A 16,558-nucleotide genomic window follows, 5' to 3' on the forward strand; every position below is an offset into this window, starting at 1 on the left:
CTTACCAGGCCGTTTCGCCCGTGCCTTTGTAGACCTTGTCAAACACGGTCTTCACGGCATCGTTCTGATAAGAAGCCACCAGCGTTTTCACCCACGGCGCGCTGACGTTCTCTTTTTTCACCGCAATAAAGTTGTTGTACGGGTTATCTTTTACCGGCTCTTGCGCAATGCGGTCTGCGGCGGTCAGGCCACTTTTCAGCGCCCAATCGGTGTTGACGACGGCGGCATCCAGATCAGGAACGGAGCGGCCGATGATGCCGGAATCCAGCTCTTTGATTTTCAGATGATGCGGATTGGCGGTGATATCGGCGGTGGTGGCCGCGATGCCGACCCCCGGCTTCAGTTTGATCAGGCCTTGTTGCTCAAGCAGCACCAGACCGCGCGCTTCGTTAGAGGGATCGTTTGGCACGCCAATCACCGCACCCTCTTTCAGCGCTTTGGCGCTTTTGACTTTCTTCGAGTAGAGACCAATCGGCCACACGGCGGTATCGCCGACGCGTACGATGTCGTAGTGATTGACCTTGATTTGGTTATTGAGGAACGGCTGATGCTGGAAGGCGTTGGCATCCACTTCGCCGTTTTGCAGCGCTTCGTTCGGCTGGTTGTAATCGTTGAAAATGACGGTTTTCACCGTTAAGCCTTTCGCCGCCGCCTGTTTGATCACTTCGCGCCAGACGTCTTCATCTTCGCCGCTCATAATGCCGACTTTTACCGAGGTTTTGTCCGCCGCGTGCGCGATGGACAGCGGCGACAGCGCCGCGCTGGCCAGCAGCAAGGCGCCAGCCGTTAACAGGAATTTATTTTTTACTGATGACAGACGTGTGTGCATAAAGTGCTTCCTAATCGTTATAATTGCGCGAGTCAAAATTAGCTGTCGTAACGACAGATGACCGCAGTATACGCAGTTGCTTATTCCTGCATTATGATTTATTCAGGAATGCTATTCCTGAAAAGCATAAAGCCGCGGCGCCGCTCGCATCGCCACACGCGAGAAATGGCTGTGCTATCCTCCCCCTTTTGATGGACTTGTTACTATAAGCGCTATGTCGGACACCACACCTAAACGAAAAAATGACCCTGAAGGGCTCAAGAAACGCATCCTTGCTGGTGCGCTGAAAATGTTCGCCGAGTTCGGTATGCAGGGCGCGCGGCTGGAGCAGATCGCTGAGCACGCGCAAACCACTAAACGCATGGTGGTGTATCACTTTGGCAATAAAGAGCAGCTCTATATTGAGGTGCTGGAGCAGGTGTATCAGGCGATTCGGCAGCATGAAACCGGCCTTAATCTCGCCGAGATGGCACCGGAACTGGCGATGACCAAACTGGTGGAAGCCAGCTTTGATTACCACGTTTCGCACCCGGATTTTATGCGGCTGGTGTGTACCGAAAACCTGCTGCGCGGGCGCTATATCATGCAATCCGAACGCATTAAGGCGCTGAACAAAAGTGCACTCGATGTGCTGGATGACATTCTGACGCGCGGCCAGCAGCAAGGGCTGTTTATGGATGGGCTGGATACCGTGGATGTGCACCGCTTGCTGAGCAGCATTTGTGTGCATCACGTCTCCAATCGCTACACCTTTCACACGCTTTTCACGCCGAACGATAGCGAGGAAGACAGCATCCGTCGCAACCGCCAGTTAGCCGTCACCGCCACGCTGCGTTATGTGCGCAAAGCCCCGTAGGCTGCGGCTGCGCGCTGATGGTCTACGCTTTTAAATTTGGGACCGTCACAGACCACAGACTAAGGAACGCCGTAGTGAACAAAGATCCCCACCTTTATCCCTTACGCCATACGCAGAATACCGATCGGGACAGCGCACTGTGGAACTGGGCGCAAAACTCGGTGGTTGGTCAGCGTAGTCAGTTACATCAGCCGCAAACTGAAGCGGAGTTGCAACAACTGCTGCGCACCGCCAGCGGCAAAGTGCGCGTGCTGGGCAACCGCTTGTCGCCGGGCCGCATGCTGGGCGTTGATGAGCAGGATTTGCTGCTGGATCTCAGCGCGTTCAACGGCGTGATCGCCCAAGACGAAGAGAGCGTCACCTTTGCCGCCGGTACGCCGCTGGAGCAGGTTTACAGCTCCTTAACCGAGATGGATCGCATGCTGGCCTCGTCGCCGGGCGTGATTGCGGTGCAGACGCTGGCGGGCGCAATGGCCACCGGCACGCACGGCCAGGGTTTAGCACAAAGCTCCATCGCCGATGAAGCGCTGCGCATCCGCATGGTGTTGGCTGACGGCAGCGTGCGTGAATTTGTGCGCGGTGAGCCCGATTTCGCTGCCGCCCAGGTTTCGCTCGGCACCCTGGGCATTGTGACGGCCGTGACGCTGCGCACCCGCCCTTTCCGCCTGTTTACCTGCCACAAATTCGCCGTCTCCGCCGATACGCTGGAGAACGATATGATCGAATGGAACCAGCAGTATGAGATGAGCAAAGCCTGGTGGTTTGTCGATGACAACCTGATGCACGTGTGGAACGCGCACGAAGCCAGCGCTGAAGATTCGCAGGCATGGCACGCCAATCAGCGCGAGGTGATTGAGCATGGCGATGACACCGACAGCAGCCTGAATGACACCATCGACCAGACGCTGGCGCAGATGCATCGCGATACGCAGATTCACGGCAAAGGGGGTAAACAGTTCCGCACCGTGACGCGTTTCCGCGATTTCACCGACATCAGCGGCGATATCTATCAGCTATTTTGTCGCGGCATTGCCGTGCCGCAGATCAACGTCGAGATCGGCGTGCCGCTGGAGAAAACGCCGCAGATTATCAGCAAGATCAAAGCGTGGTATGCCGAGAATCACCCGCATATGCACTATCCGATCATTCTGCGCTGTACCGGCGCGTCTGAAGGCTGGCTCAGCCCGGCGTATCAGCACGCCACTTGCTTCTTTGGCTTTGTGGTCTATTACGCTGATGACGGTTCGCTGTCGCAGGATGGCCTGCATTTTCTCACTGAAGTCGAGAAGCTGCTGGCGGCCGAAGGCGGACGTCCGCACTGGGGCAAATATTACGATCCGCAGCGCTATCAGTGGCGCGATATCTATCCGCAGTGGGACGCTTTCCGCGCAGTGCGCGACCAGCTCGATCCACAACGCCGTTTTAGCAATGACTATGTCACTGCTTTGTTTGATTAAGTTTGAAGGGGAGAAACCATGTTTGCATGGGTAACGCTGTTAACGCAGCCGGACTATTTCATTGGCGTGAAGGCGCTGCACCGCTCGCTGAAGCGCAGCGAAACCCGCTGGCCGCTGATTGTCATGGTCACCGACGCCATCGATCTGGAGACGCGTGAAGCGTTGCAGGCGCTGGGCTGCGTGATCCATCCGGTGGATCCGCTGATGCCAAACGCCGAACTGGAGCAGCATTACGCCTCGGCGCAGTTCGGTGAAGTGTGGAGCAAGCTGCGCGCGTGGGAGCTGGTTGATTGTGAGCGCGTAGTATTTCTCGATGCCGACATGCTGGTGCTGCGCAACATGGATGAGCTGTTTACGCTCGATCTGGGCAAGCATGCGCTGGCAGCGTGCCACGCCTGTCGCTGCAATCCCAACAAGATCGCCAGTTATCCCGCCAGCTGGCAGCCAGAGAATTGTCACTATACCTGGCAGGATCGCGGCGAACCGGCACCGTCCACGCTCGATCGCTACCTGAACGGCGGTTTTTTGGTGCTGAAGCCGGATCTGGCGGTGTTTGCGTGGCTGCAGGAGAAAGTGGCGGGCATTACCGATCTGCGCCGCTATCCGTTCTCCGAGCAGGATTTGCTTAATGAAGTGTTCGAGGATCGCTGGCTGCCGCTTTCGTACAAATACAATGCGCTGAAAACCTTACAGTTCCAGCACAGTAAGATGTGGCGCGAAGATGAAGTGAAGAACCTGCACTTTATTCTGGCGAAGCCGTGGAAACGCGACCTGAATCAGCCTGAATCGGAACGCGACCGCTACTACGCGCTGGATAAGCTGTGGTGGGAGTTAGCGGCGGAATAAAAAAAACAGCGCGATTCGTCGCGCTGTTTCATATGAATTGCCCATTACTGCGGGCCAAATCGCCATAAATGGCGACCAGACGATTTATTGCGCTTTTGGCTCGCCCATCGCTTTCAACTTCTTCGACAGCTCGCGACGCTCTTTGGAGAGGTCAGCGTTTTTGATGATGTACTCATCAACGCGGTCTTCATAGTCCACACGCATGCTGGCGATAATTTCCTGCACCGCCTCGATGCTCATGCCGGGTTTGATGTATTCACTCAGGTTGTCCAGCAGCAGCACACGTTTCTGGTTATCACGGACTTTCTTCTCGTTATCCACGATTTCGCGCTGCAGTTTGTTTTTACGACGGAACATACGCACAAACTCCAGTACGTCCTGAAATGATTGCTTGGCATTTTCCATGTTGGCACCTTTCTTGAGGCCTGCGTCGGCAGGCGGAATAGTCATAACGTTTAGCTTAGCGGCTTGGCCGCCAGGGTTGCAATTCTCACCGCTAAATTCGGACTGGCGCTTATCTTAGCGCAAAGAAAGGGTGATTCACATTAAGTCCTTGCCTGAGAAAACTATTTACGCAGCGCCAGACGCACTAAATCAGTCATACGCTCCAGCTGACGCGCCTGTTCGAGGCTCAGCCAGACGTAGCCGTAAATCGCCGTGGTTTCGGAACGTCCGCTGCGATTAGCAATCAGCTGCTCCAGTTCCTGGGTGATCTCCTCGAGCGCGTGGCTGTTGGCGGTGATCTGCTCGGTTTCGCCTTTCACCATCAGCGTGGCCAGCGCATTTAGCGTGTCTTCGGTCATCTGCTGGGTGCGGCGCAGCGCAGGCGCGTTGAGCATAATCAAGTGGCTTTCACGCGACGACCACCATGCATCAATCTGCATCTGCATGGTGTTGACCAGATTGCGATTGATGGTCTGGATCGCCTCAAACACCGATTTCGGAATGCGCGTCTCTTTACTCGCCGGCTCCAGCAGCGCGCGCATTTTGATCACGCTGCTCAGCAATTTCTGAAAAGGTTTATTCAGCCGCGGCTTCTCCAGCAGATTGGCCGAGAAGCCGGTGTGATGCAGTTTGGCCATGGCGATAAACGCATCCGACAACTGGATGCGCCAATGGGTGTAGGCGCGCTGCGCCCAGATGGCGCTAAACAGCAGCGCCATCAGTGAACCGAGAATCACATCGCCCCCGCGCCACATGGCGATGGTGAAATCCCCGGCCGGTGCGCCAACCACCACGCCGAGCGTGATGCCGATCAGCAGCGCCATGTAGGGATGTTTTCCCAGCGTCAGATAGCCGCAGACCACCATCACAACGGCGCACCACACCAGCATCACCGGCAGTGAAAACAGCTCAAGCTTGAGCGCGATCAGGCCAGAAATCAGTCCGGCAAAGGTGCCGCTGATACGCTGCACCACGCGCGGCAGCACATTGCCCCAGGTGGAAATCGGCCCCATCACGACCACCAGCGTAATCAGCGGCCAGGTGCCTTCGGGAATGTCGGTGAGCCGCACAAACAGGAAACACAGCACAAAGGCGATAGCGATACGCACGCCGTGTACGGTGCGATAGTGGCGGTAGAACCAGAACTCAATCTGCGAGATGGGCTTGTCAGCGCGTAACATGGTTGTCCGGGAACGCTAAAAATTTGCGCGCTATGTTACCCTGGTGACGGCTGCATCATCAGGGTCGAACGCAATTATTTTTCAGGTTTTGCTGAAATACAACATGGACGTTACATCAGGTTTTCTCAATAGAAACATTGATGTAACGCAGTGGGTTTGGTGCGCGCATTAAAACGGTTGCCATGAATGGCGATCGGAAAATCACGTCATCGCGCACCAGCACACCTTTCTGGTCTGCAACGCCAACAGCGATTGTGTCATCATCGCCGCATCACGGCGACGATGATGACGCGGAAAGACGCGACAGATTACAGTTTCTGTTTCACGTAATCGCTGATGCGCGTAATGATGCCCGCCTCTTCCACCGCCTGTAGCGCGTAGAGCGGATAGCTGGCCAGCTGCTTATCTTTGTCCATCACCTGAATTTCGCCAATCTGCTCGCCCGCTTTCAGCGGCGCTTCCAGATCTTTGCGATCGATAACGTATTTCGCCATCACGTTGGCCACTTCTGTGCGCGGCAGCGACAGGTAGATATCCTGCGTGGTGCCGACATCGACCTTATGCGGATTGCCGTACCAGACGTTTTCGCTACCGATTTTTTTGCCTGCGTGGAACAGTTGCACGGTATCAAAGCTGTTTTGGCCCCATACCAGCAGCTTGCGCGCCTGATCTTCACGCCCTTTCGGGCTCTTGCCGCCCATGATCACCGCAATCAGGCGATGACGTCCGACCACGTTAGAAGCGATGATGTTAAAACCGGCGCTTTCGGTGTGGCCGGTTTTCAGACCATCGACGTGCAGATTTTGATCCCACAGCAAGCCGTTGCGATTGTTTTGAGTGATGCCGTTCCACGTCAGGGTTTTCTCCCCGTACATGGCGTAGAAATCGGGCTCGCCGCTGATGATGGCGCGCGACAGCACCGCCAGATCGCGTGCGGTGGTGTGCTGGCCCGGCGCATCGAGGCCGTGCACGGTTTCGAAATGGGTGTGCGACAGGCCGAGTTTCTGCACGTAGCTGTTCATCATGGTGACGAAGCTGCTTTCGCTGCCGGCCACGTGATCCGCCAGCGCTACGCAGGCATCGTTACCGGAATCGATGATCACGCCGCGCATCAGGTCGCGCACCGTGACCTGATCGCCAGGCTTGAGGAACATCAGCGAGGAGCCTTTGAACACCGGATTGCCTGCGCCCCACGCATCTTTGCCGATAGTGACTTTGTCATCGCGGCTGATTTTATTCTGATCGATAGCGCGATCCACGACATAGCCGGTCATCAGTTTGGTCAGGCTGGCCGGGTTACGCTCTTCATCCGGATTGCCAGCGGTGAGAATTTGTCCGGTGGTGGCGTCCATCAACACCCATGAAGCCGCATCAATCGGCGGGGGTGTCAGGGGAAACGGCATGCTGTCGTCAGCCTGCGCCCACGATGCCCAAATAATTATTCCAGATACAGTTACCAGCAGACGCCTTTTCAACACTTCTTCCTCAAAATCAAAAAAATGAATTTACCGCCGCACGTTTTACGGCAAATAGCGCTTACAGATCTGAATAAATTGAAAAAAAGTATGAACTGCGCATAAATGCTGCGCGCCTGCTCGCAGCGAGGATGATCGAGGTTGTACTGCTACCCAGGGACGACTATCCTGTGCGTTGATTCTCCATTGCCAGGATAACGCCGTGCCCGCCTCTGAGTTCACCTTCTTATTCCACGATTATGAAACCTTCGGTAAAAGCCCGTCGCTGGACCGTCCGGCGCAGTTCGCGGGCCTGCGTACCGATAAAGAATTCAATGCAGTAGGTGAACCGCAGGTATTTTATTGCCAGCCAGCCGACGATTATCTGCCGCAGCCGGAAGCGGTGATGATCACCGGCATTACGCCGCAAACCGCCAAAGCGCGCGGCGTGACCGAGGCGGCGTTTGCCGAACGCATTCACGGCCTGTTTAGCGAGCCGCAAACCTGTGTGATTGGTTACAACAATGTGCGTTTTGATGACGAAGTGACGCGCAATATCTTCTATCGCAACTTCTTTGATCCCTATGGCTGGAGCTGGCAGAACGGCAATTCGCGCTGGGATCTGCTGGATGTGATGCGCGCCTGCTACGCGCTGCGTCCGGAAGGCATTGAGTGGCCGGAGAATGACGATGGCTTCCCCAGCTTCAAGCTGGAGCATCTCACTAAAGCCAACGGCGTGGCGCACGAACAGGCGCACGATGCGATGTCCGACGTTTATGCCACGCTGGCAATGGCAAAACTGGTGCAAGAGAAGCAGCCGAAGCTGTTTGAGTTTCTGTTTACCCATCGCAACAAACAGAAACTGATGACGCTGATTGATATCCCGCAGATGAAACCGCTGGTGCACGTCTCCGGCATGTTCGGTGCGGCGCGCGGTAACACCAGCTGGATTGTGCCGCTGGCATGGCATCCGGATAACCGTAACGCGCTGATTGTTGCCGATTTGGCCGGTGATATGTCGCCGCTGCTGACGCTGGAATCTGACGAACTGCGCGAGCGTTTATATACCCGCCACAGCGATTTGGGCGATCTGCCTGCGGTGCCGATCAAGCTGGTGCACATTAATAAGTGTCCGGTGCTGGCGCCTGCCAGCACGCTGCGTCCGGAAGATGCCGCGCGCCTCAACATCGATCGTCAGCAGTGCCTTGCAAACCTCAAGCTGCTGCGTGACCACGCGGAAGTGCGTGAGAAAGTGGTGGCGCTGTTTGCCGACGCCGAGCCGTTTACCCCGTCAGATGATGTTGACGCGCAGTTGTATGACGGTTTCTTTAGCGATGCCGATCGCGCTGGCATGAATATCATCCGCCAGACGCCGCCGCAGAACTTACCGGCGCTGGATTTGACCTTCGACGACAAGCGCATTGCTAAATTGTTGTTCCGTTACCGTGCGCGCAACTTCCCCGGCACCCTGGATGACGCCGAACAGCAGCGCTGGTTGCAGCATCGCCGTGAAGCGCTGAATGCCGAGCGCGTACAGGCGTTCTTGCTGGAGCTGGAGTCGCTGGCGAGTTTGCATGAGGGAAATACGGAGAAGATGGCGCAGCTGAAGGCGCTGTATTTGTATGCGCAGGAGCTGGTGTCATAGTCCTCTGCGATTTGATGCCCTCACCCCGGCCCTCTCCCACAGGGAGAGGGAGACGCTGCCAGATGCTGGCGTGAGCGCTCGATCGGTTCCCTCTCCCTGTGGGAGAGGGTTAGGGTGAGGGAAAACCCTTAAATCATCCCCCACACCAGCCACGTCAATGCGAAACCGCTCAGCCCCATCACCGTCGTCAATACCGTCCAGGTCTTCAGGCCATCGGCCACTGACAAGCCCAGATAGCGCGTCACCACCCAAAAACCCGCATCATTGACGTGCGACAAACCTAACCCGCCGAAACAGGCCGCCAGCGTCACCAACACGCGCTGCATATCCGTTACATCGCCCACCGCCTGGCTTAACAAGCCGCTGGTGGTCAGAATCGCCACCGTTGCCGATCCCTGCGAAGCACGCAGCGCCAGCGACAGAATAAAGGCCGCCGGAACTAATGGCAGATGCAAGGTTTCCAGCGTCAACGCCAGCGCTTTGCCCACGCCCGATTCCACCAGCACCTTACCAAACGCGCCGCCCGCGCCCGCAACCAGAATCACGCTGGCGGAGCTGGGAATCGCACGTCCGGTGAGATCTTCCAGTTTCTCTTTGCTCCAGCCACGACGCACGCCGAGCAGCCATGCCGCCAGTCCCAGCGCAATCAGCAACGCAATGGCTGGCGTACCGATCACCGTCATCACCGCACGCAGCGTGCTGCCTTCTTCCAGCGTGGTATGCGCGACGGTACCCATGACGATCAACAGAATCGGCACAACAATCAGACCGGTAATGGTCAGTGCACCCGGCGCTGGCGCGTCGTTCTTCGGCTTGCCTTCCGGCTTCGCTAGCTGCAGCTGTTCTAATACATCAACGGAAAGATGATATTGACGCAGGTTCATCGCTTTCGCGACGTAATAACCGACGATACCGACCGGAATCGAGATCAGGATACCGAGCATCATCAGCCAGCCCATATCAGTGTGCAGAATGCCCGCAGCCGCCGCCGCGCCGGGATGGGTTGGCAGCGCAACGTGCACCGTCAGCATCACGCCCGCCATCGGCAAGCCAAACTTCAGCGGTGACACACGCGCCACTTTGGTGAAGCCATAAATCAGCGGAATCACGATGATAAAGCCGACTTCGAAGAACACCGGAATGCCGAGGATAAACGCCGCCATGGTCAGCGCCGCCACGGTACGCTTGATACCCAGCGATTTACTGAAGCGTTGTGCCAGCGACTCGGCACCGCCCGAGGCTTCAATCACTGCGCCGAGCATCGCCCCCAGCACGATGATAATGGTGATATGCCCCAGCAAGTTACCCATCCCGCTAAAGATGGTTTCCATGATTTTGTCGGCTGGAATGCCGGTCGCAATCGCCACCAGCAAGCTGACAATCAGTAGCGCCACAAAGGGGTGAACTTTGGTTTTAATCACCAGCAGCAGCAAGATCACAATGCTGGCGGTAGCAATGGCTAACAACAACGCGGTAGACATGATAATCCTCTGATTTAATTAGTATAGTTTGGGTACAGCTCTATCTGGTATTGACGAATTCAGGTATGACTTACCCAGCACAGTGCTGAAAATCCCTGTGCTGGGTGGTTAAAAAAATTTATTTAGCGTAAGGCGCGAACCAGTCGAGGCCGGCTTCAGTGCGGCCGCGCGGGATGTATTCACATCCCACCCAACCGTCGTAACCCACTTCATCCAGCAGGTCGAACAGATAGGAATAGTTGATCTCGCCCTCATCCGGCTCGTGGCGATGCGGCGCAGAGGCGATCTGGATATGGCGATAACGACCAGCGTATTCACGAATCAGATGCGTCAGATTGCCGTCCACCAGCTGTGCATGGAACAGATCGAGCTGGGTAAAGACGTTGGGCCGATCGATACGCGCCATCATCGCCAGCGTCTGATACTGGCTGGCGTAGAGATAATTCGGTTTAGTGACTGGATTAAGTGCTTCCAGCAGCAGGCGAATGCCGTGCGGCGCAAAACGCTCGGCGGCATAATGCATATTACGCACGAAAGTCTCTTCATAGGCTGCACGATCGGCACCGTTTGGCACCGTTGCCGCCATCACATGCACCTGCCGGCAGTTGAGTGCCAGCGCATACTCCAGCGCCCGATCGATATCGGCACGCGCTTCCTGTTCACGGCCCGGAATGGCGGAAACGCCCCACTCGCCCGCCTGCACGTTGCCTGCAGCGGTGTTAAACAGCACCAGTTCCAGCTGATGTTTTTCCAGCTCGGCTTTAATCACCTTGGCCGGAAAGTCATACGGGAACAGGAATTCAACGGCGCGAAAACCGGCGTTGGCCGCGGCGGCAAAGCGTTCGATAAACGGCAACTCACCGAACTGCGTAGATAGATTGGCTGCAAACTTAGGCATTAAACATTCCTCAATTCCGCGACTTCGCTATCGGTCAGATAACGAATCGAGCGGTCACCGAGCGTAAACATCAGGCGCGCGGTCTCTTCCAGTTCTTCAGTGTTATTGGCAGCTTCGCGCAGGGATTTGCCCACCACCACCGGACCGTGATTGGCCAGCAGGAAGGCGTTATAGCGCGAGGCCAGATTGGCCAGATCGTCTGCCAGGCGCTGATCGCCCGGCTTGTAATACGGCACCACCGGCACATCGCCGACGCGCATCACCACATACGGCGTGAACGGACGAATACAGTTTTCAGTGTCGAGATCGTTGAGGCAGGAGAGCGCCGTCAGATAGTGGCTGTGCAGATGCACCACCGCTTTGCACGCGGGATTGTTCAGATAGAGCGCGCGGTGAAAAGCCACCTCTTTCGACGGCTTGTCGCCGGAGATCCATTCGCCCTGAATCGTCACTTTCGACAGGCGATCGGCCTGCAATTCGCCGAGGCAGGATCCGGTTGGCGTCGCCAGCAAGTTGCCATCCTCCAGCAGCAGCGACAAATTGCCCGCTGAACCGGTGGCGTAACCGCGCTGAAAGAAGGACGCGCCGAGCTGTACCATTTCTTCGCGTGCTTGTTGTTCCGTCATGCTGAAAACTCCTGTTGTGCGCGGGCAAAGAACTGTTCGTCGCCAAAGTTGCCTGATTTCAGCACCAGCGACAGCGGCTGATGGATATCGCGTACCCACGGCACGCCCGGTGAAATCATCGGGCCAATGTGGAATGCGGTAACGCCAAGGCTTTGTGCCACCACGCCCGAGGTTTCACCGCCAGCAACGATGAAGCGCTGCCAGCCACGGGTTTTCAGTTCACGGGTTACCGCAGCAAACAGCTGTTCAACCGCTTCACTGCTGCGCGCTGCGCCGTATTGCTGCTGAATGGCTTGCAGCTGCTGGGCATCGGCGGTAGCAAACAGCAAAGGTGCCAGATCGGGCTGATGATTGGCTTCCATCCAGTCACAGAGCTCCTGTGCATAGCTTTCGGCGTTATCGAGGCAGCGCTCCACCAGCACTTCATGCGAGGGCGCTTGCTGACGATACGCCTGCACCTGACGGTTGGTCATTTGCGAGCAGGAGCCTGAGATCACCACCGCGCGATCGCCTTGTGGGCGCCCGGCGTGTTCAGCATCACTGTTCTGCTGCTGCGTTGCCCAGGCGCGGGCGATACCGATCGCCAGGCCTGAACCGCCGGTCACCAGGCGCGTCTCTTTCAGCGCTTCGCCCTGCGTCAGCAAGTGCTGTTCGTGCAGCGCGTCTAGCACCACATAGTTGATGCCCTGCGCTTTCAGGGTATCCAGCTGCGCACGCACCGCATCAGCACCTTGATCGAGCTGCGCGGCGTTGATCACTGCGGCCTGGCCTTTGGCCTGACGCTTCATCAAACGCACCAGATTGCTGTCGGTCATTGGCGTTACCGGATGATGGCGCATGCCCGATTCGGACAGCAGCTGATCGGCGACAAAAAGATAGCCTTGATACACCGTACGACCGTTAACCGGCAGCGACGGCGAGATCACCGTTTGCGTTTCGCCCAACGCCGCCAGCAGCGCATCAGTCACCGGGCCGATATTGCCCTGCTCGGTGCTGTCAAAGGTGGAACAATATTTGAAATAGAAACGATCGCAGCCCTGCTGTTGCAGCCACTGCAGCGCGGCCAGCGACTGATCGATCGCCTGCTGCGCCGGGCATGAGCGTGACTTCAGGCTGATAACAATCGCCTGCGCGCTCAGCGCGTCATGACTTTCCGGCACGCCGTTGAACTGGATGGTCGGCAAACCGTTTTGCACCAGAAAACTGGCGATGTCGGTTGCGCCGGTAAAATCGTCTGCAATAACGCCTAAACGCATGATTATTGCTCCTTCGCCTGCGGCAGCGTGATGCCGCTGAAGATCTTGATCACTGCGCTGTCATCTTCACGACCGTGGCCGGCGTTGCTGGCTTCGGTAAACATATTTAGCGCAGTAGAAGCCAGCGGCAGCGGGAAGTGCAGCGACTTGGCGGTATCCGCCACCAGATTGAGATCTTTAACGAAGATATCGACCGCTGATTTCGGCGAGTAATCGCCATCCACCACGTGACGCATGCGGTTCTCGAACATCCATGAGTTACCGGCGGCGTTGGTCACCACGTCATACATGGTGTCGAGCGGGATCCCGGCGCGCGCGGCCAGCGCCATCGCTTCAGCGCCCACAGCAATGTGCACGCCCGCCAGCAACTGGTGAATGATTTTTACGGTTGAGCCGAGACCGATTTCGCTGCCCACGCGATAGACTTTCGCCGCCACCGCATCCAGCACCGGCTTGAGCAGGGCAAAAGCTTCATCGCTGCCGGACGCCATCACCGTCATCTCGCCGACTGCGGCTTTGGCTGCACCGCCGGAAACCGGTGCATCCAGCATCAGCAACTGATGCTGCGCCAGCTGTTGTTCAATCGCCTGCGCATCCTGTGAAGAGATGGTAGAAGAGACCATGACCACAGTGCCGGGCTTGAGCTGCGCCGCCACGCCGTTTTCACCGAACAGGATTGCTTTAACCTGCGCGGCGTTCACCACCAGCAACAGCACCGCATCGAGTTCAGCGGCAAAGCGGGCAGCGGAGGTTTGCGCATCACGTGCACCGGCCTGACGCAGGGTTTCCAGCGCCTGCGGATTGAGATCAACACCCCAGGTATTTAATCCTGCACGGATGCAAGACTGCGCTGCACCCATGCCCATGGAACCTAAACCAATCACGCCGATGTTATTCACGGTTGCTGACATAGCAAACCTCCATTGTTAATTTAAGTGATAATTTGTTCATTGGTGTTAAGTCTGCCGCAGTCAGTGGCGAATAAACGTGCGTGATATCACAAAAATTAACTTAGCCGCTCAATGATTAACATGGATTCACAGCCGGAGGTCAGCGCTTCGAAGTCAGTCCAGATGGGATTTCTGCTTAGATTCCGCCAAGATAAATTGTGCTGCGGGCTGTGAATCGATGATCTACAATGTGAAAAAATGATAATTCAGGGAGAGCAAGGTGATTCCGGTTGAACGTCATCAACAAATTTTAGCGCTGGTGGGCGAACGCGGCGTGGTTAGCATTGCCGAGCTCACTGAGCGCTTGGGTGTGTCGCATATGACGATACGTCGCGATGTGCAGAAGCTGGAAGAGCAAGGTGCGGTATTGTCTGTTTCGGGCGGCGTGCGCTCAGCGGATCGCCTGGCGGCGGAGCCATCGCATCTGGCGAAAACCAATATGTACAGCGGCGAGAAGATGGCGATTGGGCAGTATGCCGCGCGTCATATTCCGCGTAATAGCTGCATCTATCTCGATGCCGGCACCACCACACTGGCGCTGGCGCGCGAGTTGCTTGAGCGTGATGACTTGCTGGTGGTGACCAACGATTTCGTGATTGCGCGCCTGCTGATGGAGAGCAGCGGCTGTAAGTTGATTCACACCGGCGGCACGGTATGTCGTGAGAACCGTTCCAGCGTCGGTGAAGCGGCCGCCAGAAGTTTGCGCCAGCTGGCGATTGATATCGCGTTTATCTCCGCGTCCTGCTGGGGCCCGCGCGGGCTGTTTACGCCGGATGAGGATAAGGTGCCGGTGAAGCTGGCGGCGAGCGATGTGAGTAGTAAGCGCGTGTTGTTGAGCGACAGTTCGAAGTACAACAAGATTGCGACGCATCTGGCGTTGCCGCTGGAGCAGTTTGATACCTTGATTACCGATGCGGGGTTGAGTAAAGCGGGACGCGAGGCGTTGAGTGCGGGGCGTTGGGAGTTGGTGTTGGCGGGATAGTGCGTGCTGTTCCCGGTCGGTGCTCGCTGTCCCCCATCCCGGCCTTCCCCCGCTAGCGGGGGAAGGAGACGCTGCCACATGCAGCTTCAGAACTCACATATGGCAGCATCTTCCTCCCCCATTTATGGGGGAGGACCGAGGAGGGGGACAGCGACGTCGATCAAATCACACTTCTTCGCTGAACTGCGGAACCGGGTTGCGGAAGGTGCGGGTCACAAAGGCGAGGTAAATAATACCAATCGCAGCCCACACCAGGCCGAGCACCATGGAGGTCTCTTCCAGGTTAATCCACAACGCACCCACCGTCAGGGCACCCATTACCGGCAGCACCAGATAGTTGATGTGATCTTTCAGCGTCTTGTTACGCTTCTCACGGATCCAGAACTGCGCAATCACCGACAGGTTTACAAAGGTGAACGCCACCAGCGCACCGAAGTTAATCAGCGCAGTTGCGGTTACCAGGTCGAAGTTGATCGCCATCAGCGCGACCGCGCCCACCAGCAGCACGTTCAGTGACGGCGTGCGGTATTTCGGGTGTACGAAGCCAAAGAAACGCTGCGGGAACACGCCATCGCGGCCCATCACGTACATCAGACGTGAAACACCTGCGTGCGCGGCCATACCGGATGCCAGCACCGTCACCACCGAGAAGATCAGGATGCCAATTTGCAGCGCTTTACCCGCCACGAACAGCATGATCTCTGGCTGTGAAGAGTCCGGATTCTGGAACCGCGAGATGTCCGGGAAGTACAGCTGCAGGAAGTAAGAAACACCGATAAAGATCACACCACCAATCAGCGCGGTGAGGAAAATCGCGCGCGGGATCGTGCGTTCAGCATCTTTGGTCTCTTCTGACAGCGAACTGATACCGTCAAAGCCAAGGAACGAGAAGCAGAGAATGGTCGCCCCGGTAATCATCGGGACTACGTGCGCATTCTCAGACCAGAACGGTCTGCTGCTGGTCAATGTCCCCTCGCCAACACCGTGTGCCACACCGTAAACCACCATACCGGTAATCACTACCATCACTACCACCTGCAGCACCACGATCACGCTGTTGAAGTTGGCAACGGTTTTGATTCCACGCAGGTTGGAGATGGTCATAAAGGCCACCAGCAGCACCACGAAAATCCACGACGGAATGCCCGGCACCAGCGTCTCAAAGTAGCTTTTCGCCAGCAGGATGTTGATCATCGGCATGAACAAGTAGTCCAGCAGTGATGACCAGCCAACCATAAAGCCGACGTGCGGACTGATTGCCTTCTGAGCATAGGTGTAAGCGGAGCCCGCAGATGGGAAGCGGCGTACCAGCTTGCCGTAGCTCACGGCAGTAAACAGAATCGCGATCAGGGCGAAAGCATAAGCGGTGGCGACGTGGCCGTCGGTCAATCCAGACACGATACCGAAAGTATCAAACAGGGTCATTGGCTGCATATACGCCAGGCCCATCATGACAACCGGGATCAGGGTCAGAGATTTTTTCAGGTGTGCACGCTGAGGTGCGGCAGAGGTGTTAAGCGACATTGTTCGGGCCCCCGCAGACGACAACCGCGATCGGTTGGGCTACAGGGCTACTGCGCAATTTGCTGCAGTGAGAAGTGATATTAGTGTTTACGATTGTCGCGGCGCCGTAGTCATCACGGAAGCGAGAAC

Annotated in this window: 15 protein-coding genes; 5 read left to right on the plus strand and 10 right to left on the minus strand. The window is 56.7% G+C overall.

Going from position 1 to position 16,558, the window contains the following annotated elements; translation table 11 throughout:
• Nucleotide 1: 1 nt before the first annotated feature.
• Nucleotides 2-829: a MetQ/NlpA family lipoprotein gene (locus P6287_RS12135; protein ID WP_110866684.1), complete on the minus strand. Its 828-nt coding sequence runs from the start codon at nt 827-829 to the stop codon at nt 2-4.
• Between the two features lie 214 nt (nt 830-1,043).
• On the opposite strand from P6287_RS12135, the gene P6287_RS12140 reads away from it, so the two are divergent.
• The 3 genes from P6287_RS12140 (at nt 1,044) to P6287_RS12150 (ending at nt 3,988) form a co-directional block, all read left to right on the plus strand.
• Entirely contained in the window at nt 1,044-1,685 is a 642-nt protein-coding gene (locus tag P6287_RS12140) for a TetR family transcriptional regulator (protein ID WP_210082094.1), read from the plus strand.
• Nucleotides 1,686-1,759: 74 nt separating this feature from the next.
• On the plus strand, nt 1,760-3,142 hold the full coding sequence (locus P6287_RS12145; RefSeq protein ID WP_277973774.1) for a D-arabinono-1,4-lactone oxidase: 1,383 nt from the start codon (nt 1,760-1,762) through the stop codon (nt 3,140-3,142).
• 18 nt (nt 3,143-3,160) lie between these two features.
• On the plus strand, nt 3,161-3,988 hold the full coding sequence (locus tag P6287_RS12150; RefSeq protein WP_271460772.1) for a glycosyltransferase family 8 protein: 828 nt from the start codon (nt 3,161-3,163) through the stop codon (nt 3,986-3,988).
• Nucleotides 3,989-4,072: 84 nt separating this feature from the next.
• Here the strand turns inward: P6287_RS12150 and tmaR are convergent, their stop codons facing one another.
• From tmaR to dacD, 3 genes are all read right to left on the minus strand, one after another.
• Complete coding sequence (gene tmaR / locus P6287_RS12155; RefSeq protein ID WP_008110563.1) at nt 4,073-4,393, minus strand: PTS system regulator TmaR; 321 nt, start codon at nt 4,391-4,393, stop codon at nt 4,073-4,075.
• A 161-nt stretch (nt 4,394-4,554) separates the two neighbouring features.
• On the minus strand, nt 4,555-5,613 hold the full coding sequence (locus P6287_RS12160) for an FUSC family protein (protein ID WP_110866681.1): 1,059 nt from the start codon (nt 5,611-5,613) through the stop codon (nt 4,555-4,557).
• A gap of 308 nt (nt 5,614-5,921) precedes the next feature.
• The gene (dacD, locus tag P6287_RS12165) at nt 5,922-7,088 is read right to left on the minus strand and encodes a serine-type D-Ala-D-Ala carboxypeptidase DacD (protein ID WP_192233442.1); all 1,167 of its coding nucleotides are present in this window, start codon (nt 7,086-7,088) and stop codon (nt 5,922-5,924) included.
• Nucleotides 7,089-7,290: 202 nt separating this feature from the next.
• Between dacD and sbcB the strand changes: the two genes are divergently transcribed.
• Nucleotides 7,291-8,712, plus strand: coding sequence for an exodeoxyribonuclease I (gene sbcB / locus P6287_RS12170; RefSeq protein ID WP_110866679.1), 1,422 nt, complete (start codon nt 7,291-7,293; stop codon nt 8,710-8,712).
• A 128-nt stretch (nt 8,713-8,840) separates the two neighbouring features.
• Here sbcB and P6287_RS12175 read toward each other — a convergent pair whose 3' ends face one another.
• The 5 genes from P6287_RS12175 to ltnD form a co-directional block, all read right to left on the minus strand.
• Complete coding sequence (locus P6287_RS12175) at nt 8,841-10,193, minus strand: GntP family transporter (RefSeq protein WP_101763406.1); 1,353 nt, start codon at nt 10,191-10,193, stop codon at nt 8,841-8,843.
• A gap of 118 nt (nt 10,194-10,311) precedes the next feature.
• Complete coding sequence (locus P6287_RS12180; protein WP_277973775.1) at nt 10,312-11,091, minus strand: HPr family phosphocarrier protein; 780 nt, start codon at nt 11,089-11,091, stop codon at nt 10,312-10,314.
• The gene (locus P6287_RS12185; protein WP_222184835.1) at nt 11,091-11,717 is read right to left on the minus strand and encodes an aldolase; all 627 of its coding nucleotides are present in this window, start codon (nt 11,715-11,717) and stop codon (nt 11,091-11,093) included. The genes P6287_RS12180 and P6287_RS12185 overlap by 1 nt, the downstream gene beginning before the upstream one ends.
• Nucleotides 11,714-12,973 carry a 3-oxo-tetronate kinase gene (gene otnK / locus P6287_RS12190; protein WP_277973776.1) on the minus strand — a complete coding sequence of 420 codons (1,260 nt, stop codon included), beginning with the start codon at nt 12,971-12,973 and terminating at the stop codon, nt 11,714-11,716. The genes P6287_RS12185 and otnK overlap by 4 nt, the downstream gene beginning before the upstream one ends.
• Nucleotides 12,974-12,975: 2 nt before the next feature.
• A complete protein-coding gene (gene ltnD, locus P6287_RS12195; protein WP_101763402.1) occupies nt 12,976-13,884 on the minus strand; it encodes an L-threonate dehydrogenase in 909 nt (302 codons plus the stop codon).
• A 259-nt stretch (nt 13,885-14,143) separates the two neighbouring features.
• Between ltnD and ygbI the strand changes: the two genes are divergently transcribed.
• The gene (ygbI, locus tag P6287_RS12200; RefSeq protein WP_277973777.1) at nt 14,144-14,905 is read left to right on the plus strand and encodes a DNA-binding transcriptional repressor YgbI; all 762 of its coding nucleotides are present in this window, start codon (nt 14,144-14,146) and stop codon (nt 14,903-14,905) included.
• 165 nt (nt 14,906-15,070) lie between these two features.
• Here the strand turns inward: ygbI and P6287_RS12205 are convergent, their stop codons facing one another.
• On the minus strand, nt 15,071-16,429 hold the full coding sequence (locus P6287_RS12205) for an APC family permease (RefSeq protein ID WP_101763400.1): 1,359 nt from the start codon (nt 16,427-16,429) through the stop codon (nt 15,071-15,073).
• Nucleotides 16,430-16,558: the final 129 nt, after the last annotated feature.

The sequence above is a fragment of the Pantoea sp. X85 genome (assembly GCF_029623675.1).
Lineage (GTDB): Bacteria > Pseudomonadota > Gammaproteobacteria > Enterobacterales > Enterobacteriaceae > Pantoea > Pantoea leporis.

What these genes read in the sequence shown, in the direction of transcription:
- P6287_RS12135 (WP_110866684.1), bottom strand. Translation starts at nt 829, where the DNA reads ATGCACACACGTCTGTCATCAGTAAAAAATAAATTCCTGTTAACGGCT.
- P6287_RS12140 (WP_210082094.1), top strand. Translation starts at nt 1,044, where the DNA reads ATGTCGGACACCACACCTAAACGAAAAAATGACCCTGAAGGGCTCAAG.
- P6287_RS12150 (WP_271460772.1), top strand. Translation starts at nt 3,161, where the DNA reads ATGTTTGCATGGGTAACGCTGTTAACGCAGCCGGACTATTTCATTGGC.
- tmaR (WP_008110563.1), bottom strand. Translation starts at nt 4,393, where the DNA reads ATGGAAAATGCCAAGCAATCATTTCAGGACGTACTGGAGTTTGTGCGT.
- P6287_RS12160 (WP_110866681.1), bottom strand. Translation starts at nt 5,613, where the DNA reads ATGTTACGCGCTGACAAGCCCATCTCGCAGATTGAGTTCTGGTTCTAC.
- P6287_RS12175 (WP_101763406.1), bottom strand. Translation starts at nt 10,193, where the DNA reads ATGTCTACCGCGTTGTTGTTAGCCATTGCTACCGCCAGCATTGTGATC.
- P6287_RS12180 (WP_277973775.1), bottom strand. Translation starts at nt 11,091, where the DNA reads ATGCCTAAGTTTGCAGCCAATCTATCTACGCAGTTCGGTGAGTTGCCG.
- P6287_RS12185 (WP_222184835.1), bottom strand. Translation starts at nt 11,717, where the DNA reads ATGACGGAACAACAAGCACGCGAAGAAATGGTACAGCTCGGCGCGTCC.
- otnK (WP_277973776.1), bottom strand. Translation starts at nt 12,973, where the DNA reads ATGCGTTTAGGCGTTATTGCAGACGATTTTACCGGCGCAACCGACATC.
- ltnD (WP_101763402.1), bottom strand. Translation starts at nt 13,884, where the DNA reads ATGTCAGCAACCGTGAATAACATCGGCGTGATTGGTTTAGGTTCCATG.
- P6287_RS12205 (WP_101763400.1), bottom strand. Translation starts at nt 16,429, where the DNA reads ATGTCGCTTAACACCTCTGCCGCACCTCAGCGTGCACACCTGAAAAAA.